This is a genomic window from Rummeliibacillus sp. NPDC094406 (assembly GCF_044763875.1).
In the GTDB taxonomy this organism is placed as follows: domain Bacteria; phylum Bacillota; class Bacilli; order Bacillales_A; family Planococcaceae; genus Rummeliibacillus.
Map to the genome: position 1 here is coordinate 277,101 of NZ_JBIWGZ010000002.1, position 23,415 is coordinate 300,515.

The following is a 23,415-nucleotide window of genomic DNA, read 5'->3' on the forward strand; positions in this document are numbered from 1 at the left end:
TCAATCCACGCTTTCTAAAATTTCTACAAGTTTTAATCTTAGTTCATTTAACTGCTGGTCGATACTAACCATAATTCTGCCGTGATTTGTTTCAATATAACAATCCATTTCTCCGATATCCTCATTAACAAATATCATAAATGGAACGCCGACTGGGAACATTGAACATAACTCTTCGCGATGATCCGTTATCAGTTGGTGATAAGTTGGCGAGACATATAATTTGATTTCTTTCATTTCTCTTGCTTCTTTTAATCCTCTTCGGACGATATCGATGAATCGCTCAGGATTTTCTTCTAAAGTTGTACCTAGTATTCTCTCAGCGGAGCGAATAGCAAGATCTAATATGATTTCTTCTTGTTCTTGTAAATACTGCTCTGCATTTGCCTTCGATTGAATAATTGTATTATTTGCCAATTGAATTGCTTCTGACATATTAGCTTCCGCTTTCAAGCGACCTTCTTCAAGGCCTTGCTGAAAACTTTCGTCATAAGCCTGTTGCTGTAATACGATTTTATCCTCTTGCCATTTGTTTTTTGCTTCATCCAACGCTTGTCGCTCACTCAAACATTGCTTTTCAAAGGCTTCTCTTTGATATTGGATATTTTGATGAGCTTCACTGAGTAGCTTATCTCTTTCTTCCAGAATATTATGTGGTGTTATATCTTCTTCTACATCTTCTTGTGAAAGGAATAATTCTTTTATTTCAATGGTGCGGAATTTTTCTTTAGATGTTTCGGGATCGTCGAATCGTATAATCCTAGACAATGACGTCATCTCCTCCGCCACGAGCAATAATAATTTCACCTGCATCCTCTAATCGACGTGTTACAGCAACAATTCGAGATTGTGCCTCTTCTACATCTCTTAAACGAACAGGACCCATTACTTCCATTTCTTCTTTGAATGTCTCTGCCATTCGTTGTGACATGTTTTTGAATATAATTTCCTTTACTTCTTCACTTGAAACTTTCATAGCAAGTAGTAAGTCTTCGTTTTCGCAGTCACGAATAACACGTTGAATCGAACGATTGTCCAATGTAACAATATCTTCGAAAACAAACATCCGTTTTTTAATTTCTTCTGCAAGTTCTGGATCTTGAATTTCAAGTGCATCAAGAATTGTTTTTTCAGTTTGACGATCAACGCCATTCAGAACTTCAACCACTGCATCTACGCCACCAGTTTCTGTGTAATCTTGGGTAACAGTTGATGATAATTTTCGTTCAAGGACAGATTCAATTTCACTTATCACTTCAGGAGAAGTAGAATCCATTGTTGCTATACGTTTTGCAATATCAGCTTGAACTTCTTGTGGTAAAGAAGAAAGAATTACACCTGCTTGTTGCGGTTCTAAATAAGATAGAATTAATGCAATCGTTTGCGGATGTTCATTTTGGATAAAGTTAAATATCTGAGCAGGGTCTGTACGGCGTGCAAAGTCAAATGGTCTTACTTGTAGAGATGATGTTAATCGGTTAATTATTGCTTGTGCTTGATCATTTCCAAGTGCTTTTTCTAATACTGTTTTGGCATAACCAATACCGCCTTGCGAAATGTAGTCTTGCGCAAGTGCGATATTGTGGAATTCTTCAATGATTCCCTCTTTTATTTCTGGTTCTACTTTTTTAACGCTTGAGATTTCTAATGTTAGTCTTTCAATTTCTTCTTCATTTAAATGTTTGTAAACAGCAGCTGAGACTTCTGGTCCTAATGAAATTAATAGGAGTGCTGCTTTTTGTTTACCAGATAGGTCTTTTTCTTTCTTAACCACAGCTTAAACCTCCCACTAATCTTCTGAAATCCAAGTTCTTAGTAATTTTGCAAACTCATCTGGTTTTTCTTTAGCCATCTTTTCGAGTTGTTTTCGACGTAGTGTCGTTTCGGTTTCTTTTTCTTCAGAAATATCATCTACTTCTAAAGATTCCTCATCTGCATATTCGTATTCCTCATCTTCATATTCTTCTTGTCTTCTTGAACGAATAATAAAGAAAATTAATAGAATAATCACAACTAGCAAAATACCGCCAACAACCCATATCCACCATGGAATTGAACTTTGAGTTGTAACTGGATTCACATTTCCATTTAATTTTTCAACGCCAACTGTCACTTTTTGATTTAATTGAGCGTTTGTTAACTGTCCAGCTTCATTCTTATCAATTGAAGTGCGTACAATTGAATTAAGCATATTTTTAATATCTGTTTGTGTAGAAGCCGGCAATGATGTTGGATCATTTGGTTTTGGTGGTTCAATCAGCACTTGAATTCCAATATCACGAATACGATAAGGACTTTCTTGAATTTGTCGGTGAATACGATTTACTTCGTAGTTAACTGTATCTTGCGTTTTTTCATAATCACCGTTTCCGTTAGTTGATGATTGATAATTTGTAAAGTTATCTGTACTTTGCCCTGCTTCTGGTGTTCCACCAGCAGCAGCTCCTGTACCTGTATAAGTTTCACTAATCTTTTGAGCACTAATTTGGATACCAGCCATATTCTTTTTGTCAACTGGTTCAACTAAATCTTCTTTTCGTTTTTCTTGTGTAAAGTCAATATCAGTCGTTACCGAAACAGCCGCTTTCCCAGCTCCCATTAATTGTCCAAGCATTGTTTGTACTTGACGTTGCAGATCACGTTCTATTTGTTTTTTTACTGATAACTGTTTCTCTGCATCTGATGATCCTATACCATTCCCAGATGAACTTTGTGAATTCAAATCGTAGTATTCAAAATACTGGTTTGTAATAACAATATTTTCAGGTTTTAAATTAGGCACACTTTTTGATGCTAAATTATATAATGTTTGAATTTGTGAATCTGAAAACTGATAGCCTGGTTCAGTATTTAATACGATGGAAGCACTAGCTTCTTGTTGCGTATCACTAACGAATACGCCTTGTTGAGGTAATGTAAGCATTACTTTTGCGTCTTTGACACCTTTTACTTCCTTCATAAGGTTTGCAAGCTCTGTTTGCATAGATGCTAATTTTAATACATTAAACTCATTATCTGTCATACCGAAGCCTGCATTTTTTGAGAAGAAAGAGTAATCAATTTGACCAGATTGTGGATATCCTTGTGATGCTAAATCTACTTTTAAGTTATCTACTTGATCAGCTGGTACTGCAATAGCAGTTCCGCCATTTGTAACTTGATACTTAACTCCCTTTGAATCTAACTGTTCTTTAATTTGTCCAACTTCAGCAGCTGATAAGTCTGAATATAAAGGTGCATATGTTACTCTCGTAGCAAAGTATGTAATAATAGAAGCAATTAATAATACAGCTAGAATTGAACCGATAATTGTACCTTTTTGCACTTTTGTTCGACTACCCCAAAACCCACCGAATTTGGTTTTGATATTCTTTAGTCTTTCATTCATTTTAAGCCTCCGGTTATAGTGACTGTTTCAAATTCTTATATCATTGCGATAACCTTTCTATTAAACTGTCATTCGCATAATTTCTTGGTAAGCCTCTACTACTTTGTTGCGGACCTGTAATGCGGTATTTAATGTGATATTTGCCTTTTGAGCAGAAATCATTACATCATGAAGCTCTACATCTTCTCCATTTACTAATTTATCTGTCATCTTATCAGATGCTATTTGACTATCATTAACAGCAGAAATAGCATTTTTTAATACCGATCCAAAGCTTTCTTTATTTGACGGAATTGTCTGTGACACTGTTTGCGTCAATGTTGGTTGAACTGGTTGTGTAATAGAAACTTGTGAAATCGCCATTATTCCTCATCCTTCCTTAGTTAAAATTACTTACCAATTTCAAGCGCTTTAGATAGCATTGATTTATTGGCATTAAATACGGTTACGTTTGCTTCATAAGATCTTGTTGCTGAAATTAAATCTACCATTTCTTTTAATGAATCTACATTTGAAGTCTGAACATATCCATCTTTATTTGCATCTGGATTAGTTGGGTCATAAACGAGTTTATATGGGGTTTTAGTATCCTCATTTATACTTGTAACTTTCACACCATTTCCCACTGATGCATTTCCACCACTACCCATAGCTACATTTAGGTAATTTGAAAACGAATTTTCTTTTGGAACTAAGGATACAGTTTTTCTTGTGTAGGGAACCCATTCACCATTTACCTTTTTTGCACGTGTTGTATCAACATTCGCCATATTAGAAGAAATTACATCCATTCGAAGTCGTTGTGCTGTCAAAGCAGATCCAGTTGTGTCCATACTTTGGAAAATCGTCAAATTGAATTATCCTCCTTTGGCAACGGTTAACAGTGAATTTAACTTACCATTAACTCGATCGATTAATGCATTATAATAAAGTGTATTTTTTGCTAAACTTGCCTGTTCTTTATCCATATCCACACCATTCCCATTTTCTCTATAACTCAAATTAGAGTAACTATATACACCCGGTGTTTGGGAATCAGTTTGAAAATCAATATGCTTATCGCTAGTCCGATACGCTTTTATGTATGAATCTTGAGCATCTGACAACATTTTACTAAAACTTACATCTTTCGCTTTATAGTTAGGTGTATCAACATTTGCTATATTTTGTGCTATTGTTTTTTGTTTTACGCTGGCATATGACAATCCATTTTCTATATTACTTATAGTGCCTCCAAAAAAGCTCAAATCGTTCACCTCAATTCGACTAAAAATGCCAAATTCCCTAATATTTCATCACTTTCTAATTGTAATAAAGATGTTATAAAGTGTCTATCATTTATATCATCTTTTTAATAGGACAAATAAACTATTTTTATATAAAAAATGGTAGCGAAAGCATTTTTCTCGTTAATATATTGATACTTTGTAATCACAGTATATTTTCACTATATATATAGTAGAAAACGATAAAATATAGGCTATTGCATCTTTTTCAGTGTTAAAAATTCACTTTTATAATAATTTTTTGGTAAAATATTTCTCTTACTTTCTTCCTGTTAATTTTCATTTCACTCTAAAAGTCATTACGGAAGGTAGATATCATTTTTTTATTAAAAAAATCATATTAAACTGAAATAATAATTCTAAATAACTACTATTCATACAATTAATTTGTCATAAGTGAAACTTAGAAGCTTAGCTTGTTAAAAACCGGCATCATACTTGATAGTTAAGTGGTAACACAGTTATAATGCTCATTAGCTTAACAGACGAAAAAAAACCTTTTCTGTCTTTTACAGAAAAGGTTTTTAATCAGTTATTTCATTAACGCATTTTAATTTCTGCTAATGCATTTAAAAATTTACTATTCAATACTTTAATATAAGTACCTTTCATACCTAATGAGCGAGATTCGATAACGCCCGCTGATTCTAATTTACGTAATGCATTAACGATTACTGAACGAGTAATCCCAACTCGATCCGCAATTTTAGAAGCAACTAATAATCCTTCAGAACCATCTAATTCTTCAAAGATATGTTCAATTGCTTCAAGTTCACTGTAAGATAGTGAGTTAATAGCCATTTGAACAACAGCTTTGCTACGAGCCTCTTCTTCAATTTCTTCAGCTTTTTCACGAAGGATTTCCATACCTACTACAGTTGCGCCATATTCAGCTAGGATTAATTCGTCATCTTCAAATTTACTTTCTAAACGTGCAAGTACTAGTGTTCCTAAACGTTCTCCGCCACCATTAATTGGTACAATTGTTGTTAAACCAGATTTGAATACTTCTTGAGTTTCAACGGGGAATGCACTATGTTCATCGAAGACATCTAAGTTAGAAGCAGTTTCAGAGAAGTCGTATAAGTGGCGAGTGTATTCTTCTGGGAATTGACGTTCTTCAAGCATTTTTTTCAAACGTTCGTTTTCAATTTGTTGATTTGCAGCAATACCAAGTAATTTACCTTTACGGCTTACGATATAAACGTTACTTTCGATCACTTCACCAAGTGTTTCAGCCATTTCTTTAAAGTTAACTGGTCTACCTGCTGATGCTTGAAGCATCGAATTAATTCTTCTTGTTTTAGCTAATAAATTCATTTTTATTTAGCCTCCTGTTAATTTTCCTTAATTTATGCAATATTCAAAAGGTTTTAAATTTTGTGCAATATCTTAGATTATAAACTATAAAATAAACTGTGACAAATCTTTATTCTTGACAATTTCGCTAAGTTTTTGGTCAACGTAGCTTTCTGTAATTTCTATATGTGCTGGTGAAATATCCGCAGCTTCGAAGGATAGCTCTTCTAAGAGGCGTTCAAGAATAGTATGCAAGCGTCTTGCACCAATATTGTCTGAATCTTGGTTTACATTTGTTGCAATTTCAGCAATACGTTCGATAGCTTCATCTGTAAACACAATTTCAACACCTTCAGTAGCAAGTAAAGCTTGATATTGCAAGATAAGTGAATGATCTGGCTCTTTTAAAATACGTACAAAATCTTCCTTCGTCAACTTTTCCAATTCTACACGAATTGGGAATCGCCCTTGTAATTCAGGTATCAAATCAGATGGTTTAGACATATGGAACGCTCCTGCTGCCATAAATAACATAAAGTCTGTTCTCACAGGACCATATTTCGTATTTACAGTTGAGCCCTCTACAATCGGCAATATATCACGTTGAACACCTTCACGTGAAACATTCGCATTACCACCGCTACTGTTGTTTCTTGTCGCTATTTTATCAATTTCATCAATAAAAATAATACCGGATTGTTCAGCACGAAGAATAGCTTCTTCTGATACTTCATCGCTATCAATTAGTTTGTTTGCTTCTTCGATTGTTAAGATACGTCTAGCATCTTTTACTTGTAAGCGGCGTTTTTTCTTTTTAGGTGGCATTAAACTCGAAAGCATATCGCCCATATTCGTTCCACCCATATCCATTCCGCCACCAGGGAACATGCCCATCATATTGGTTTGTTGTTCTGTTACTTCAACAGTTACCCATTCGTTTTCTAATTTCCCATCGCGTAAATTATCGGCTATTTGAGAACGTTTTAAGGTAACTTGTTTATCTTCTTCTGTATTCTCTTCTGACGTGTCATTTTTTTGACCAAAAAGAGCTTCAAAAGGATTTTGCGTTGTTTGCTTCTTACGCATACTAGGTACTAGCAGCTTAACAATTTGATCATTTGCTAAACGTTCAGCTTGTTCTTTAACTTCTTCTTGTTTCTCTTCTTTTACTAGGCGGTTAGAGATTTCAACCAAATCTCGAACCATTGATTCTACATCACGCCCAACATAGCCTACTTCTGTAAATTTTGTGGCTTCTACTTTAAGAAATGGAGCTTTCACAAGGCGAGCAATACGTCTAGCAATTTCAGTTTTACCAACACCAGTTGGACCAATCATTAAAATGTTTTTTGGTATTACTTCGTTTTTCATCTCTTCAGAAAGTAATTGTCTGCGATATCGATTACGAAGTGCTACAGCGACTGCTCGTTTAGCTTGGTTTTGGCCTACAATATAACGATTCAAATACTCCATCATTTCTCTAGGGGTGTTTTGTTGTGTCATACTTTTAGATCCTCCACAATAATATTATGGTTCGTAAATACACAAATATCTGCTGCAATTTCTAAAGATGCCTTCGCAATTTCTTTTGCAGTCATCTGATCTCCAGCATATTGTTTTAATGCTCTACCAGCTGACAATGCATAATTCCCTCCGGAACCAATAGCTAAAATTCCGTCATCTGGTTCAATTACTTCACCCGATCCAGATACTAACAATAAAGTCTCACTATTCATGACAAGTAATAATGCTTCCAACTTTTGTAGCATTTTATCTCCACGCCATTGTTTTGCTACTTCTACTGCAGCGCGTTGTAAATTCCCATTATACTCCATCAATCTACTTTCGAACATTTCAAATAATGTAAAAGCATCTGCCACAGAACCAGCAAAACCTGCAAGTACTTTACCATTATATAAACGACGTACTTTTTTAGCAGTATGTTTCATAACTACAGAATTTCCTAGTGTAACTTGACCATCACCCGCCATGGCACTTTGACCATTGTGCTGAATAGCAAATATAGTTGTTGCGTGCAAATCCATTCTTTAAAACCTCCTCCAAAATATTAAGCTCTGGGATGAGCATTCATATATGTGTTTCGTAGATGTTCTTTCGTTACATGCGTATAAACTTGCGTTGAAGACAAACTTGAATGACCTAATAATTCTTGAACTGTTCTTAAATCTGCTCCATTATTTAAAAGGTGCGTTGCAAAGGTGTGTCGTAACATATGCGGGTGTATTGTTGTATGTAACTCCGCTTGTTTCATCATGTCGTTTAATATAAAGCGAACGCCTCTAGCTGTTAGAGCGCCACCCCGCATATTAACAAATAACTCAGAATGCTGTATACCTTTTATAAGTTTAGGACGAGACTCTTCTAAATAGTGTTGCATTGCTTCTGCTGCAAAATGACCAAATGGTACATAACGCTCTTTTCTACCTTTCCCCATCACTCTAAGGATATTCAATGAAAAATCAATATCCTTTAATTCAATAGATGTAAGTTCGCTTACACGAATTCCAGTAGCATATAGAAGCTCTAAGATAGCCATATTGCGTAATGATTTTGAATCTGTACCTTCATTGGCCTTGAAAAGTTTCGTTAGTTCTTCTTCGTAAAAAAAGTGTGGTAACCTTACTTCTTTTTTTGGATGATATAACGCTTGAAATGCAGTGTCGTCCAAATCATATTCCTTATTTAAAAATTTGAAAAAGGAACGGATAGAAGAAATCTTTCTTGAGATTGTTGTTCTCGCTTTTTTTTCTTCATACATTTTAGTTACATAAAGTCTAGCGTGTATGTATTCGACTTGAGCCAAATCCGCCACAGCTTCTACTTGTAGAAATACGAAAAATTCGAGTATATCCGCTCGATAGTCTCGAACTGTTAAAGGTGAAAAGTTTTTTTCTAGTTGAATATAAGTAACAAACTGTTCAATTGCCTGATCAAATTGTATGTTGTTCATCGGAACACCTCATTTACTCATGTTCTCAATTCTATTTTCTCACTGCCAATCAATTATATAAAGTGAGAACGCTTTCTAACAACTTAGACTATGGCAATTTTCAGTAGATTTATGACATATTTGTGTACATTACCTTTTCACATACATATTTTATGTTAGTATGTCTAATTATGGAAGTTTCTAATCTAAAAAACATGATTTAGCGCAAAAAAAATTTCAGCAAAGAAAAACTGTTGCAAAGAAAAAAGCCCTTAAAAGTATAACAACATTTAAGGACTTACGCAAATTAAATATTTGCTGAAGTTTTGAAATCACGCAAAGCATTTAAAGCACGTTCTGCATGTTTTTCTCCACGTTCTTGTTTTGATTTAATCTTTTCACCTAAGGCTGGGAATAATCCAAAGTTAACATTCATTGGTTGGAAATGTTTTGAATCGGCTTCAGTAATATAACGAGCCATACTTCCTAAAGCTGTTTCAGCAGGGAAGATACATAGATCTTGTTGTAATGCTAAATGAGCTGCGTTCACACCTGCAACTAATCCACTACCAGCTGATTCAACATATCCTTCGACACCTGTCATTTGGCCAGCAAAGAAAATATTTGGGCGGCTTTTTAATTGATATGTTGGTGCTATAGCTTTTGGTGAGTTGATAAAAGTATTACGATGCATTACACCATATCGAACGATCTCAACGTTTTCTAAACCTGGAATCATAGAAAATACACGTTTTTGCTCGCCCCATTTTAAGTGTGTTTGGAACCCAACAATATTGTATAGTGTACCAGCTGCATCGTCTTGTCGAAGTTGTACAACCGCATATGGGCGTTTATCTGTTTTCGGATCTTCAAGACCAACTGGTTTCATCGGACCGAATAACATTGTTTTTTCACCACGTTCTGCCATTACTTCAATTGGCATACAACCTTCAAAATACTTTTCTTTTTCAAATTCGTTTAATGGAGCTTTTTCAGCTTCTACTAACGCTTGACGGAAAGCATAGAATTCTTCTTTATTCATTGGGCAGTTTAAATAAGCCGCTTCCCCTTTATCATAACGTGATTTTAAATATACTTTATCCATATCTATGCTGTCTTTTTCAATAATTGGAGCTGCAGCATCATAGAAGTATAAATAATCTTCACCTGTTAAATTTTGAATCTTTTCTGCTAAAGCTTTTGAAGTAAGCGGACCTGTAGCAATTACTGTAATACCATCTTCAGGAATTTCTGTCACTTCTTCATGAATCACTTCAACAAGTGGATGATTTTTCACTTTTTCAGTAATATAGCCTGAAAACTCGTGGCGATCTACTGCAAGGGCACCACCAGCTGGTACCGAACAATTATCTGCAGCTTCAATGATAATAGATTCCATTTGGCGCATCTCTTCTTTAATAACGCCTACAGCATTTGTTAAATTATTTGCGCGTAGAGAGTTACTACAAACTAGTTCTGCAAATTTATCTGTATGATGAGCAGGTGTTTGTTTAACTGGTCGCATTTCATAAAGACGTACTTTTACTCCTCTTTTAGCAATTTGCCAAGCTGCTTCACTACCAGCCAAACCTGCTCCGATTACATTAACTATTGGTGTCATTCTATTTTTTACCTGCTTTCTAAAAACTCATCATTGTGTTGGTTCTTCTTTGTAGTCACAACTTGTACATTGGACTTGAATACCTTTTTTGATTTTCTTTTCTACTAATAATTCATTACATTTTGGACACGGACGGTTAATAGGCTTATCCCAAGATACGAAATCACATTCTGGATAGCGGTTACAACCATAGAAAATACGTTTTGTCTTGCTTTTTCTTTCGACGATTTCTCCCTCTTTACATTTTGGACACTTCACGCCGATTTCCTTCACTATGGCTTTAGTATTACGACATTCAGGGAAATTACTACACGCCATGAACTTTCCATAGCGACCAAGTTTAAATACCATCGGAGATCCACAGACTTCACAATCTTCTCCTGCTGGCTCATCCTTAATCTCTACTTTTTCCATCGCAATTTCTGCATGCTTTAAATCTTTTTCGAATTTTTGATAAAAATCATCTATGATTTTTACCCATTTAATATTTCCATCTTCAATACTATCTAAATCTTTTTCCATTTGAGCTGTAAATTCGATATTTAAAATATCTGGGAAAAATTCAAGTACTAAAGAATGAACAATTTCACCAAGCTCAGTTGGTACAAATCGTTTAGTTTCTAATGTTACATATCCACGTTTTTGAATGGTATCTAAAGTTGGTGCATAGGTGGATGGTCGCCCAATACCTAGTTCTTCAAGTGTTTTAACAAGACGAGCTTCTGAGAAACGTGGTGGTGGTTGTGTGAAATGTTGTTTTGGTTCAATTTCTAAACTTTTCACTATATCCCCTTTTTCCATTGGAGGCAAAAGTTTATCTTTTTCTTCTTTTTGATCATCAGAGCCTTCAATGTAAAGTTTCATAAACCCAGGAAATTTCACATTCGAACCCGATGCTCGGAATATAATTTCGCCATTAAGTAAATCTGCTGTTACCGTGTCTAATATCGCCGGTGCCATTTGACTTGCTACAAATCGATCCCAAATTAGACGGTATAAACGCAATTGATCTCTCGATAATACAGCCTTCAATTGATCTGGATGACGCAAAGTACTAGTTGGACGAATTGCTTCATGGGCATCTTGTGCATTTTCTGATTTCTTTGCTTGTTGATTAATTAATGTTGTATATTCTTCACCATAATTTTGCTCAATGTATTCATGTGCTTCCTTTTTAGCTGTTTCAGAAATACGAGTAGAGTCTGTACGCATATATGTGATTAAACCGACTGTACCTTCTTTTCCAATATCGATACCTTCATACAACTGTTGAGCAAGCATCATTGTTTTACGTGCTCGGAAGTTTAATTTCCGAGCTGCTTCTTGTTGTAATGATGAAGTGGTAAAAGCAGGTGAAGCATTTCGTTTACGTTCACGTTTAACAACTTTTATAACTTCAAAATCTTCCCCTTTTAGCTGGTTAAGAATTTGCTGAACTTCTTGTTCATTCGATAATTTAACTTTTTCCTTTGTATTACCGTAGAAAACCGCATCAAATGGTTTGCCTTTTTGGAAGTTACCATCGATTGTCCAATATTCTTCTGGTTGGAAGTTTTTAATTTCGATTTCTCGGTCAATGATTAGACGTAATGCAACCGATTGAACTCGACCTGCTGATAAACCCTTTTTGACTTTCTTCCATAGTAATGGGCTAATGTTATACCCTACAAGACGATCTAATATTCGTCTTGCTTGTTGTGCATCTACTAAATCGATATCAATTGGACGTGGATGCTTAAATGACTCTTTTATCGCATCTTTTGTGATTTCATTGAACACTACACGACAATCTGATTCAATATCGATATTAAGTGCTGTTGCTAAGTGCCAAGCTATTGCTTCCCCTTCGCGGTCTGGATCGGCTGCGAGATAGATTTTTTTTGCTTTTTTAGCCGCTGTCTTTAAATCTTGCAATACAGGTCCTTTACCACGAATTGTAATATATCTTGGTTCGTAATTATTTTCTGTATCAATACCCATTTGACTTCTTGGAAGATCACGAACATGACCAATAGAAGCCTTTACTTTATATTTTTTTCCTAAGTATCGCTCGATTGTTTTTGCTTTTGCGGGCGATTCCACTATAACTAAATAATCCGACATTTAAGTTCCCCCTTATAGAGGTGAAGTTTCATTTTCCAAAAGAAATACCTGTTGCAAAATGTATAACAGAAATCTAAAATTTGCAACCCTTTTTCATTTAGAAAGTAAAAATCCTTCTATTTCTTCAATAATTTGATAGCCATTCCATACTGGTGTAGCGCCTTCTAAAAGTAACTTATGTGGTCCTTTAGAAAGCGGTTTCGTAATATCACCAGGTACAACGAATATATGCTTACCATTTTCTAAACCATGTTCAATTGTACTTAAAGTTCCACTTTTTTCTGCTGCTTCAGTAACAAGTATTCCTTCAGAGAGTCCGCTAATTATACGGTTTCGCATTGGAAAATACCATTTTTGAGGTTTTACATAGGGTGGATATTCGCTAATAAGTAAATGTTCTTGCTCGATTATTTCTGCAAGCTTTCGATTTTCTTTTGGATACAAGTGGAATAAGCCATGTCCTAATACCGCAATCGTTTGACCAGCATAACGAATAGCCGCTTCGTGAGCCATTCGATCAGCGCCTTTAGCTAGCCCACTGACAATGATATAATCATGCTCTATTAATGGCGGTACAACATAGTTTAATATTTTCTCAGAATAACTTGTAGCTTGTCTCGATCCGACTATAGCAATTCTACGCCAATTCTTTAAAATATCAACTAATCCTTTTGTATAAAGTACAACTGGTGGGTCGTATAATGCAAGTAATTTGTTGGGATACATTGGATGATGAAAAGGAATGGGGAAGATATTATGAGCTTCGTACGCTTGTTTTAATGGGGATATGAGCGTATTGGCATAGTTTTCTTGTAAGCGTTTTGATTTTTCGACAGATATATTCAAATATCGCGCAATTTCTTGAACTGGCATTTGCTCTAGCTTTTGCAAGTCAGGATCTGCTTCAAGCAATGGTTGTAACCTGTTTAGGGGAACAGGAAATACATAATGTAGAGCAAGTAGCCTTTCTGTAAATTTCACATCTAACATGACTTCCCTCCATTATAATAGAATGATTAATATAAAGAAAAAAAGTGCAGTACTAGTAATTAGTACTACACTTTCATTTTAATGGGTTTTACACTTGTCGTACAAGCCTTTTTCTTTTATGACACGAATAAAAGTTTCACCAATTACTGCTGGTGTTTCAGCAACTTCAATACCACACGCATTCATCGTTTTAATCTTCTCAGCTGCTGTACCTTTACCACCAGAAATAATAGCCCCTGCATGGCCCATACGTTTTCCTGGAGGCGCAGTTTGACCTCCAATGAATCCAATGACAGGTTTTGTCATATTTGTTTTAATCCATTCAGCGGCTTCTTCTTCTGCAGTTCCACCGATTTCACCAATCATAATGACACCATAAGTTTCCGGATCCGCTTCAAATTCTTTTAATACATCGATAAAATTTGTACCGTTAACAGGATCACCACCAATACCAACTGCTGTTGATTGGCCAATTCCTTCCACTGTTAATTGATGGACAGCTTCATAAGTTAATGTTCCAGAACGAGAAACAACCCCTACATGTCCTTTTGTATGAATATATCCAGGCATAATACCGATTTTACATTCATCTGAAGTAATAACACCTGGACAGTTCGGGCCAATTAAACGTGTTTTCTTGCCTTCCATATAACGTTTCACTTTTACCATATCAAGAACAGGAATATGTTCTGTAATACAAATAACCATATCTAAATCCGCATCAACTGCTTCAAGAATAGCATCTGCTGCAAATGGTGCTGGGACATAAATAACAGATACATTTGCTCCTGTTGCATTAACTGCTTCAATAACCGTGTTAAATACTGGTACACCTTCTACAAATGTACCTGCCTTTCCTGGCGTTACACCTGCTACAATTTTAGTTCCATATTCTAGCATTTGTTTTGTATGGAAAAGAGCTGTCGAACCTGTAATACCTTGTACCATTACTTTTGTATCTCTGTTGATATAAATACTCATCCCGATTCCGCCTTTCTTAACCTACAAGTTCTACAATTTTTTGAGCACCATCAGCCATTGAATCCGCAGCAACGATATTTAAGCCTGAATCGTTTAATAATTTTTTGCCTAGATCAACATTCGTACCTTCAAGTCGCACAACTAATGGCACATTTAAACCTACCTCTTTCGCAGCTACGATTACGCCTTCTGCGATTACATCACATTTCATAATGCCACCAAAAATGTTAACGAAAATACCTTTAACATTTGGATCAGAAAGTATTATTTTAAATGCTTCTGTTACTTTTTCTGCAGTTGCACCACCGCCAACGTCCAGGAAGTTAGCGGGACTACCGCCATAGTAACTAATTGTATCCATTGTAGACATAGCAAGACCAGCACCATTTACCATACAACCAATGCTACCATCCAAAGTAACATAGTTTAAATCGTATTTTGAAGCTTCAATTTCTTTTTGATCTTCTTCATCAAAATCTCGAAGTTCTACGATATCTTTATGGCGATATAATGAATTGCCATCAAAATTAAATTTTGCATCTAACGCTTGTACTTCTCCATCACCTGTAATAGCAAGTGGATTAATTTCTAGAATAGATGCATCTTTTTCTGTAAACGCTTTATATAATCCTAGCATTAGATTTGCAGTTTTATTAATCAAATTATTGGGAATATTCATATTAAAAGCAAGACGTCTTGCTTGGAATCCAGTTAAACCTAAAACTGGGTCTACTACTTCTTTAAAAATTTTCTCAGGCGTTTCTGCTGCTACCTCTTCAATATCCATGCCACCTTCTTCAGAGCCCATTACAGTTACTCTTGAAGTTGCACGGTCTACTAAAATACTAAGATAGTATTCTTTCTTGATGTCTGAACCAGCCTCTATGTATAGGCGTTTGACTTCCTTACCTTCTGGGCCTGTTTGGTGAGTGACAAGTACTTTACCCAGCAATTCTTTAGCAAAAGATCGTACTTCCTCTAAATTCTTTGCGATTTTGACACCGCCTGCTTTCCCACGACCACCTGCATGGATTTGTGCCTTTACTACCATAACTTTGGAATCTAACTCTTTCGCAACTTTAACTGCTTCTTCTGGTGAGAAAGCAACTCGACCAGTAGGAACCGATACCCCATATTGACGAAGAATTTCTTTTCCTTGATATTCATGGATATTCATCCTTGTTCCTCCCATCTTAATTTCATAATATTATGAAATACAAATATATTGTATAAAATTCACACAATAATGTCCATAGCTTACTTTATGGCATTTTTTTAATGAAAAATGCCGTATTATTCTAATATCAAAAAAAACACTAATTTTCTGTAAGAAAGATTAGTGTTTTTCATTTGGAAATTTTTCATGTAATTGATCTAGACGATAGATAAAAGCAAATACCTCTGCTACTGCTTGATATAGTTCTTCAGGAATCGATTCATTTAAATCTAATTGCCCTAATAATTGGACAAGACTTGCATCTTCTTGTATAGGTATATTATGAATCTCTGCTTGTTCCAATATATTTTCAGCAATTTGCCCTTTTCCTTTTGCAATCACTTTTGGAGCATTTGAATTTATCGGATTAAACGATAGTGCAACTGCTTCTTTTCTTGTTTGTTTTTCATCGGTCATATACGAAGATCTACTCCTTTATTTTGGTCTACAGTTGTAGTTTGAGTATTCGTTTTTAATGACACTGGTTGTTTTGAATAATTTTTTATAAATAAGCCAGATAGTTGATAATCGTGTTGTGATAATCCGTGTTTAAGAGCAGCTTTTAACGGTTCCGCTAATGCGGTTAGCCCAGCAGTTTCGTTATACAAAGTAACTGTGACCACTCTACTTTGTACTTGCATATCAATAACGGTTTCCTTCAATGAATTTAGCTGTAAATAAAATAATATACGTGCATAATCCGAATCGATTTTACCATTTTTTTTCATTCGTCCATTCCATTGCAACGTCGCCTCTGTTTTTTTGCCAAAAAACTCTAGTGGTACTTGCATAACAAGTTGATGTTGTGGACCATTTTCACCTGATAAATACTGCATGCCATTCATACGCGCCACAACTTGTTCTGCTACGCTTTTTGTCGTACTCGATACTGAATCATCTTGTAATAAGCCTAGTAGCTGCGGCTTTAATTGTTGTGCTAGTTGTTGAATATCAGAAGATTTGTCCAACAATTTTGCTTCATAGCTAAGTCCTAAATTCCCTAATGTTTGTTTGATTGCTGTTTCAAACGCTTTACTATCAAGATGTTGTGCTAGTTGTTGCTCTGTTTGCTCAAGCATTTGTTGAAGTACTGGTGAATTTGAATTCATTGCCAATTGAGTAAGCTTGCTAAATAGTTGTTCATTTGCTGATTGCCCTGCATTTAACATGAGCATCATCTGCTGTTTTGCAGATATCCCTTGTGAATCTGACTGGAAAGGCTGTAATTGTGTTGATTCACTAAAAACTTTTAATAATTGTCCTTGTAAGTCTTTTGCCAAAGCTTGAATTGACTGTGGTGTACTATTTGCTATATCAAACTTCTCCAATGTTTGGAGAAGTCCTTCTTTCTGAGTTGCAGATAATAGTGATTGACCCTGAATAGCTGATTTAAGCTGTGGTAATAATGCACTCATATCTTTTGGTGATGCTAATTGCAGACTATTCAATAATTTGGCAGGTGAATTAATAGACTGCTGTTGCATTTGAATAGCTTTTTCAATCACTTGGATGTTCTGTGCATTTGGTTGAGCAATAGCTTTTGAGATTGCTTGTTGTAACGTTATTCTTTGTGCATCTGAAAGTAGTAGGTTTTGTTGCAATGATTCTTTTACTTGTGGTAATAATGATGCAACTTCCTTTGAATTACCTACTTGAATTTGAGATGTAAGTTGCTGTAATAAGTTATTTTCGTTCGTATTTGTTGTTACACCCATATTCCAGTTAAATAAATTGGTATTCTTCGGCATGATCCCTGCGTCTTTTAAAAGCTGCAAAATAGTTAATTTATCTGCCGGTGATGATGCTGAGGCTGATAAATTATCCAGCATTTTCGCAAATAACACGCCACCCGTTTCTACAGCAAGGGGTTTACTTACCATTTGTAATTGATTTAATAGCTGTTCACGCATCGCCTGTGGAATGGATGTATCTTGTTGCAAAAGTTGTTGTAGACTTCCTAGAGTGTCTGTAAAGCCTTGTTTCATACTTCCTTGTAAAACAGCCTGGAAAGTATTTTGCTGTATAGGTAGTTTTAGTTCAATTAGCTTTTGCAAAACGTTTAGCGCTTCTTTTGTAGTGACGTTTTCTGGTAGCGACTTCATAATTTGCTCTGCTTGTTGCAATTGTTCTTTAGACAGAGGCAAATCATTTTTTAAAAAATAGGTTGCTACTTGTTTCATCTCATTAGTTTGCGGTAATTGCATAGAGTCGAGTAATTGGGTTACTTGCTGTGACATAGATGCTGATGGCGCCATAGGTCCTGATACAACTTTTAGTTGTAAATCTGGTTCTACCCCTGATACTTGGAAGTAATGAGAGTTTCCTGTTTGGAGAGGCACTTCCAGTTTCGCCATTAAGCGTTGTCCACCGATTTGAATTTCTGCCATTTGGTCTGGAAATAGTTGTTTAATGGTGCCATGAATGACTTGTCCTTGTTTTAGAGCTAATGGTTGCTGATTCATTGCTCCATTCGACTGTAGAAGTTGAACTGATGATAATGAAGGATAATTCAACTTTATTCACCCTTTCTGAAGGATCATGGATTTAATTGGTTCGAATGATGTGCGATGGATTTCTGTAGGACCGTATTGATTAAGTGCCTCTAAATGCTGTTTTGTACCATAACCTGCATGTTTTTCAAAACCATATTCCGGATATTTTTTTGCCATTTCTTCCATATAATCATCTCTCGCTGTTTTCGCTAGAATAGATGCTGCAGCGATTGCTAGACTTTTTGCGTCCCCTTTGATGACGGATTCCTGTGGTATATCAATAGGTAGCTTCATTGCGTCTGCTAACACAAAATCCGGCTTCTCAGAAAGTGATTCGATAGATGCTACCATCGATTGTTTCGTTGCTTCGTAAATATTTATCTCATCAATAACACTTGCAGGTTGAAAATGGATGGCAGTGGAAATTGCACATTGTTGGATTTTTTCAAAGTAGCTTTCTCTTACCTCTTTTGATAGTTGTTTAGAATCATTTAAGCCTACTAATGTAGGACAATCCTCTGGTAAGATTACAGCTGCTGTGACAACAGGACCTGCTAATGGACCACGTCCCGCTTCATCCGTACCTGCAATAAGCGCATGCTTAAACGTTCTATATGATTCGTCAAACTCTAGTTTTTTCTTATGCTCTGATAATAGATGGTCGTATTTTTCTTTACGATGATGCCACTGTATTAATGCATTTTTGACTCCTTGTCGCGTATCCTTTTCGAGCTCAGCCATCCAAGGTTGCCATTCTGTTTCTTTTAGTAAAGCTTGTTTCACTTCTTTGATCGTACTCACACAAATTCTTCCTTTCAATATCCTTTTTATCGGCAATCTTTTTTTAAACTCCAGAAAAAAACCTTTTTTACCGGATGGTAAAAAAGGTTGATTTTTTAAGAGGCAAAATCTTCTACGAAATCAAATGTTAGCTTACCAAGCTGTTGTCCTCTTATATCACGTACGATTAATTCGGCTACTTGGTCATAATCAACTTCTCCCCCGGAAATATAAACGCGTCGTAATTTCCCAATATGATCAAATGTCTCTACAATTTCTTCACTCAAATTAGAGACTTGATAGCGTTCTTCCATTCGGCCAGGATAATGCATGCTTAAAAATTTCAAACCAAAAATAGCTAAGTCGTCCATATTCGTAATTGTATCTTTTATAGCACCTGTTAATGCTAGTTTATAACCTACCTCTTGGTCTTCAAACTTAGGCCATAAAATCCCTGGTGTATCAAGTAGCTCTAATTCTTTTCCAACTTTTATCCATTGTTGCGATCTAGTGACACCAGGCATATTACCTGTTTTTGCAACATTTTTCTTTGCTAAACGGTTAATAAGCGTGGATTTACCTACATTCGGAATTCCTACAATCATTGCACGAATAGCACGAGTCTTTAAGCCTTTCGCTTTCATACGTTCCCATTTATCCGCTAGCAACTCTTGTGCAGCTTTCGTTACTTGTTTTAATCCTTTTCCGTCTAAAGAATTGATGGCAATTGCTTTATGACCTTGTTGTTCAAAAAAAGCTATCCATTTTTTGGTTTGTGCTTCATCTGCCATATCAGCTTTGTTTAATATTAATAATCTTGTTTTTTGATGAATGACTTCGTCAAGCATCGGATTTCTTGATGACATGGGTAGACGCGCATCAATTAATTCGAAAATAATATCGACAAACTTTAAATTTTCCGTTACTTGTCGGCGTGCCTTGGCCATATGCCCTGGAAACCATTGAATCGTCATTTTGTTCACTCCTATTTGTTAATGCACTTTGCCCATTTGATCGAGTGGCCAAAAGACAACATTTGTTTTTCCTATAATTTTATCAACAGAAACGATACCTATATGGCGGCTATCCTTACTGTAACGGCGATTATCTCCCATGACAAATACATAGCCTGGCGGAATGGTATCACCATGTACACTCGGAATATCCTTTAGCGAAAAATCTTCTGTTAAGGTACCACCATCAGTAATTTCAGCTTTGAATTTTTGTAAATATGGTTCAGCAATTGCTTTTCCATTTATATATAATTGATCATTTTTATAAACTAATTTATCGCCCGGTAAGCCAATTACTCGCTTAATATAATCCTTTTTTTCTGGTGCATGGAATACAACAATATCAAAACGATGGATATCACCTATACGGTATCCCAGCTTATTTACAATCATACGATCTCCATTTTCAAGTGTAGGCATCATCGATTCACCATCTACCACAATAGGCGTAAATAATAAGTATCGAATTCCAGCTGCAAGTGCAAATGCAATAATCAGAGCTTTCGTCCATTCCCACAACTCATTCTTTTCCTTTTTTGCTTTTTCCATAATCGATGTCCCCCTTGACTATTCTACTTATTATTGTACAAGGATTTATTGCTTCAGGCAAAAAGAAAGAGAGCTTGAAATGCAAGCTCTCTTTTCTTCCAAAATAAGCTTATCGAATTTCTTTAATACGAGCAGCTTTACCACGTAAGTTACGTAGGTAGTATAATTTAGCACGACGTACTTTACCACGACGAGTAACTTCTAATTTAGCGATTTTTGGAGTATTTACTGGGAATGTACGTTCAACTCCAACACCATAAGAGATTTTACGAACTGTGAAAGTTTCGCTAACACCGCCACCACGACGTTTGATTACTACTCCTTCGTATACTTGGATACGTTCGCGAGTACCTTCGACTACTTTAACGTCGATTTTCACTGTATCACCAGCACGGAATGCAGGGATATCAGTACGAAGTTGTTCTTTAGTGATTTCTGAAATAATGTTTGACATTGTTTTCTCTCCTTAGACAGATGTTCTTGCAGGTCACGCGGTTGCTACAGCGGAACACCGTAATACGGCATTTTCATAGAAATGCATCTCAAATATTAGCATAGATTGTTACCTGTTGCAAGTGTTTATACTTTACAGCTTTTTAAGTTTATTTAAATACTTTTGTTGTTCTGGTGTTAATTCGATATGCTCAAGTAAATCCGGTCTGCGATCAAATGTACGCTTTAGAGTTTGTTCCATGCGCCATTGTTCAATTTTCGCGTGATTTCCTGATAATAATACATCAGGAACCTTCATGCCACGAAAATCTGCCGGACGTGTGTAATGTGGATGTTCTAGTAATCCTGTAGAAAAAGAATCTAATACTGGTGAATCATCATTTCCCAGAACTCCTGGTAATAGTCGGACAACACTATCAACGATTGTCATGGCTGCTAATTCGCCACCAGTTAATACGAAATCCCCAATTGATAGCTCATCCGTCACTAAGGATTCGCGTATACGTTCATCATAGCCCTCATAATGGCCACAAACAAACACTAGATTTTCTTCTTGAGCTAATTCTTCCGCTTTAGCTTGTGTATAGCGTTCTCCTTGTGGACACATAAGAATGATGCGGGGTTTCTTTCCATCTGCTACAAGAGCTTCTACGGCGTTAAATATAGGTTCAGGTTTTAATACCATTCCCGCACCTCCACCGTACGGATAATCATCTACTTGAGCATGTTTATTATTTGAAAATTGCCTAAAATCAGTAACAGATAATTTTACTGCTTCTTTTTCTTGTGCCTTTTTTAAAATGGAGGATCCAAACACACCTGAAAACATCTCAGGGAATAAAGATAGTACGTGAATATTCATCATGATAATAAACCTTCTATTACTTCTATAACGATTTTCTTTGCATCAATATCAATTTCTTTGATAAATTCATCTACAACTGGAATGTAATGGTCTTTACCATCTATTCCTTTCACAGTCCACACATCGTTTGCAGCTGTTTCAAAAATTCCCTTTACTTGACCAATTTCTTTTCCATCTTGGTCGTAAACAGTACATCCAACAATTTCGTGATAGTAGAATTCATTATCTTGTAATTTGTCATCTTCGAGTTGTTTTTCATTTACTTTTAATATTCCGTCGCGGAAGGATTCCACATCATTAATGTTTGGATAACCTTCAAATGATAGAAGAATAAAGTTTTTATGACTACGTGAAGAAGCAATTGTAAGTAGTAAAGGCTTTTTCTCACCTTGTTTAAAAAGACCTAATTGTTGACCAACCGTATACCGTTCTTCTGGAAAATCTGTTTGAGAGATTACTCGTACTTCTCCACGAATACCATGCGTGTTGACAATTTTACCTACGTTATACCATTCCATATTGTTCACCTCTTTAAAATAGGGGCCCACAGAATGTGGGTCAAATAGTCGTTGCTCCTGCGATTACTCGTCGCAGAGAAAGATTGCTCCTGCGATTACTCATCGCAGAGAAAGATTGTCGCAGGACGCGACGCTTTTAGCTATCATCATTAATCCGAGCCGTTCCGCTTTTATTCTATCCAGGTTCAACAGCTAGACCATCGAGTCAATACCCTTTTAATTCGAAAGTCTTTGTGGTGATTTCCGGATCTGAACTAGCCGCTTCAGCTTATATATATAAAAAAGGAAGGAACGTTTGCTCCTTCCTAGTTTTAACTAATCTAGAATATCGATATAAGTCTTTTTTTTGTGATGGCTGCCTGCTGCTGAATAAACAATTGTACGAATTGCTTTTGCAACACGTCCTTGCTTGCCAATGATCTTTCCGATATCACTAGGATGTACAGAAAGTTTATAAACAATACGATTGTCGTTTTCGTCAGTAATAATTTTTACTTCGTCGGGATAATCGACTAAAGGTTTTACGATCGTCTCAATCAGCTGCTGCATAAAGCCACCTCCGATTACTTACCGATTTTAGAGTTATGGAATTTTTCCATGATTCCTTGTTCTGAGAACAAGTTACGTACTGTATCAGATGGTTTCGCACCATTTGCTAACCAAGCTAAAGCTTTAGCTTCGTCAATTTTAACTTCTTCTGGAGAAGTTAGTGGATTGAAAGTACCGATAGTTTCGATTGAGCGACCGTCACGTGGTGAACGTGAGTCTGCTACTACGATACGATAGAAAGGAGATTTTTTAGCTCCCATACGTTTTAAACGAATTTTTACTGCCATTGTTTAATTGCACCTCCGAATAGTTTCACACAAGATAGTATAATAGCAAGCTTTGGATTGTTTGTAAAGTGTTTT

At 35.9% G+C, this 23,415-nt stretch carries 25 protein-coding genes; all 25 read right to left on the reverse strand.

Annotated features, from left to right (window positions below):
* A complete protein-coding gene (fliH, locus tag ACIQ4I_RS06190) occupies positions 1-777 on the reverse strand; it encodes a flagellar assembly protein FliH (protein ID WP_403094065.1) in 777 nt (258 codons plus the stop codon).
* Positions 761-1,774: a flagellar motor switch protein FliG gene (gene fliG, locus ACIQ4I_RS06195; RefSeq protein ID WP_403094067.1), complete on the reverse strand. Its 1,014-nt coding sequence runs from the start codon at positions 1,772-1,774 to the stop codon at positions 761-763. The genes fliH and fliG overlap by 17 nt, the downstream gene beginning before the upstream one ends.
* A 15-nt stretch (positions 1,775-1,789) precedes the next feature.
* A complete protein-coding gene (fliF, locus tag ACIQ4I_RS06200; RefSeq protein ID WP_403094070.1) occupies positions 1,790-3,388 on the reverse strand; it encodes a flagellar basal-body MS-ring/collar protein FliF in 1,599 nt (532 codons plus the stop codon).
* Between the two features lie 60 nt (positions 3,389-3,448).
* Entirely contained in the window at positions 3,449-3,751 is a 303-nt protein-coding gene (gene fliE, locus ACIQ4I_RS06205; RefSeq protein ID WP_403094072.1) for a flagellar hook-basal body complex protein FliE, read from the reverse strand.
* Between the two features lie 26 nt (positions 3,752-3,777).
* Entirely contained in the window at positions 3,778-4,239 is a 462-nt protein-coding gene (flgC, locus tag ACIQ4I_RS06210) for a flagellar basal body rod protein FlgC (RefSeq protein WP_403094075.1), read from the reverse strand.
* 6 nt (positions 4,240-4,245) lie between these two features.
* Complete coding sequence (flgB, locus tag ACIQ4I_RS06215) at positions 4,246-4,635, reverse strand: flagellar basal body rod protein FlgB (protein ID WP_403094078.1); 390 nt, start codon at positions 4,633-4,635, stop codon at positions 4,246-4,248.
* A 579-nt stretch (positions 4,636-5,214) separates the two neighbouring features.
* Entirely contained in the window at positions 5,215-5,994 is a 780-nt protein-coding gene (gene codY, locus ACIQ4I_RS06220; protein ID WP_403094080.1) for a GTP-sensing pleiotropic transcriptional regulator CodY, read from the reverse strand.
* An 84-nt stretch (positions 5,995-6,078) separates the two neighbouring features.
* Positions 6,079-7,476, reverse strand: coding sequence for an ATP-dependent protease ATPase subunit HslU (gene hslU / locus ACIQ4I_RS06225; RefSeq protein WP_403094082.1), 1,398 nt, complete (start codon positions 7,474-7,476; stop codon positions 6,079-6,081).
* Entirely contained in the window at positions 7,473-8,018 is a 546-nt protein-coding gene (gene hslV / locus ACIQ4I_RS06230; protein WP_403094085.1) for an ATP-dependent protease subunit HslV, read from the reverse strand. The genes hslU and hslV overlap by 4 nt, the downstream gene beginning before the upstream one ends.
* A gap of 23 nt (positions 8,019-8,041) precedes the next feature.
* Complete coding sequence (gene xerC, locus ACIQ4I_RS06235) at positions 8,042-8,944, reverse strand: tyrosine recombinase XerC (RefSeq protein WP_403094088.1); 903 nt, start codon at positions 8,942-8,944, stop codon at positions 8,042-8,044.
* Positions 8,945-9,230: 286 nt separating this feature from the next.
* The gene (trmFO, locus tag ACIQ4I_RS06240) at positions 9,231-10,544 is read right to left on the reverse strand and encodes an FADH(2)-oxidizing methylenetetrahydrofolate--tRNA-(uracil(54)-C(5))-methyltransferase TrmFO (protein ID WP_403094090.1); all 1,314 of its coding nucleotides are present in this window, start codon (positions 10,542-10,544) and stop codon (positions 9,231-9,233) included.
* A 30-nt stretch (positions 10,545-10,574) separates the two neighbouring features.
* Entirely contained in the window at positions 10,575-12,647 is a 2,073-nt protein-coding gene (topA, locus tag ACIQ4I_RS06245; RefSeq protein WP_403094093.1) for a type I DNA topoisomerase, read from the reverse strand.
* 93 nt (positions 12,648-12,740) lie between these two features.
* Positions 12,741-13,637, reverse strand: coding sequence for a DNA-processing protein DprA (gene dprA / locus ACIQ4I_RS06250; protein WP_403094095.1), 897 nt, complete (start codon positions 13,635-13,637; stop codon positions 12,741-12,743).
* A 78-nt stretch (positions 13,638-13,715) separates the two neighbouring features.
* Positions 13,716-14,618 (reverse strand): succinate--CoA ligase subunit alpha, encoded by a 903-nt coding sequence (gene sucD / locus ACIQ4I_RS06255; RefSeq protein WP_403094098.1) that lies wholly within the window; start codon positions 14,616-14,618, stop codon positions 13,716-13,718.
* A 16-nt stretch (positions 14,619-14,634) separates the two neighbouring features.
* A complete protein-coding gene (gene sucC, locus ACIQ4I_RS06260; protein WP_403094101.1) occupies positions 14,635-15,795 on the reverse strand; it encodes an ADP-forming succinate--CoA ligase subunit beta in 1,161 nt (386 codons plus the stop codon).
* 159 nt (positions 15,796-15,954) lie between these two features.
* Positions 15,955-16,251 carry an EscU/YscU/HrcU family type III secretion system export apparatus switch protein gene (locus ACIQ4I_RS06265; RefSeq protein ID WP_403094102.1) on the reverse strand — a complete coding sequence of 99 codons (297 nt, stop codon included), beginning with the start codon at positions 16,249-16,251 and terminating at the stop codon, positions 15,955-15,957.
* Positions 16,248-18,347, reverse strand: a complete 2,100-nt coding sequence (locus tag ACIQ4I_RS06270; protein WP_403094104.1) for a hypothetical protein — start codon at positions 18,345-18,347, stop codon at positions 16,248-16,250. Before ACIQ4I_RS06270 ends, ACIQ4I_RS06265 begins: the two co-directional genes overlap by 4 nt.
* Before the next feature lie 6 nt (positions 18,348-18,353).
* Positions 18,354-19,127 carry a ribonuclease HII gene (locus tag ACIQ4I_RS06275; RefSeq protein WP_403094106.1) on the reverse strand — a complete coding sequence of 258 codons (774 nt, stop codon included), beginning with the start codon at positions 19,125-19,127 and terminating at the stop codon, positions 18,354-18,356.
* Between the two features lie 95 nt (positions 19,128-19,222).
* Complete coding sequence (ylqF, locus tag ACIQ4I_RS06280; protein ID WP_397537493.1) at positions 19,223-20,080, reverse strand: ribosome biogenesis GTPase YlqF; 858 nt, start codon at positions 20,078-20,080, stop codon at positions 19,223-19,225.
* A gap of 18 nt (positions 20,081-20,098) precedes the next feature.
* Positions 20,099-20,668 carry a signal peptidase I gene (gene lepB / locus ACIQ4I_RS06285; RefSeq protein ID WP_403094109.1) on the reverse strand — a complete coding sequence of 190 codons (570 nt, stop codon included), beginning with the start codon at positions 20,666-20,668 and terminating at the stop codon, positions 20,099-20,101.
* A 109-nt stretch (positions 20,669-20,777) separates the two neighbouring features.
* The gene (gene rplS, locus ACIQ4I_RS06290) at positions 20,778-21,122 is read right to left on the reverse strand and encodes a 50S ribosomal protein L19 (protein WP_403094112.1); all 345 of its coding nucleotides are present in this window, start codon (positions 21,120-21,122) and stop codon (positions 20,778-20,780) included.
* A gap of 132 nt (positions 21,123-21,254) precedes the next feature.
* Positions 21,255-21,983, reverse strand: coding sequence for a tRNA (guanosine(37)-N1)-methyltransferase TrmD (gene trmD / locus ACIQ4I_RS06295; protein WP_403095091.1), 729 nt, complete (start codon positions 21,981-21,983; stop codon positions 21,255-21,257).
* Positions 21,983-22,504: a ribosome maturation factor RimM gene (gene rimM / locus ACIQ4I_RS06300; RefSeq protein ID WP_403094114.1), complete on the reverse strand. Its 522-nt coding sequence runs from the start codon at positions 22,502-22,504 to the stop codon at positions 21,983-21,985. The genes trmD and rimM overlap by 1 nt, the downstream gene beginning before the upstream one ends.
* 315 nt (positions 22,505-22,819) lie before the next feature.
* A complete protein-coding gene (locus ACIQ4I_RS06305; RefSeq protein WP_397537489.1) occupies positions 22,820-23,053 on the reverse strand; it encodes a KH domain-containing protein in 234 nt (77 codons plus the stop codon).
* A 14-nt stretch (positions 23,054-23,067) separates the two neighbouring features.
* Entirely contained in the window at positions 23,068-23,340 is a 273-nt protein-coding gene (gene rpsP, locus ACIQ4I_RS06310) for a 30S ribosomal protein S16 (RefSeq protein WP_102692688.1), read from the reverse strand.
* Between the last annotated feature and the right edge of the window lie 75 nt (positions 23,341-23,415).